The 260-nt window shown below is 43.5% G+C and carries 1 protein-coding gene; it reads left to right on the top strand.

Going from position 1 to position 260, the window contains the following annotated elements:
- The coding region (locus PL9631_RS26445) for a hypothetical protein (protein WP_197046525.1) at positions 1-260 on the top strand (260 nt) is incomplete at both ends.

Below are 260 nucleotides of genomic sequence, written 5' to 3'. Positions count from 1 at the left end.
TCTCAAGATCAACCTTGGGCCAGCATCCAGTAATCCCTATGATGTTGCTGAATTTGAGGTGCAATATGATGGAGCACCCACTGGGATCACGGTCAATATTGGAGATTCAAGCACGAACAACGGTTTTGGTGGAGATTGGGCTACTCAGAGCAATGATGCAGAACTGAATATTGGAGGAGTTATAGATTCTTCTAATATTTATAATGACCTGTTTATTTGGGCTCACGATGGTGCACCATCCCCACAATTGGAGCTTATAC

This window comes from Planktothrix paucivesiculata PCC 9631, assembly GCF_900009265.2.
GTDB classification, from domain to species: Bacteria; Cyanobacteriota; Cyanobacteriia; order Cyanobacteriales; family Microcoleaceae; genus Planktothrix; species Planktothrix paucivesiculata.
Note: the sequence above shows the minus strand (reverse complement) of the source record. Positions and strands in the feature narration are given on the sequence as shown.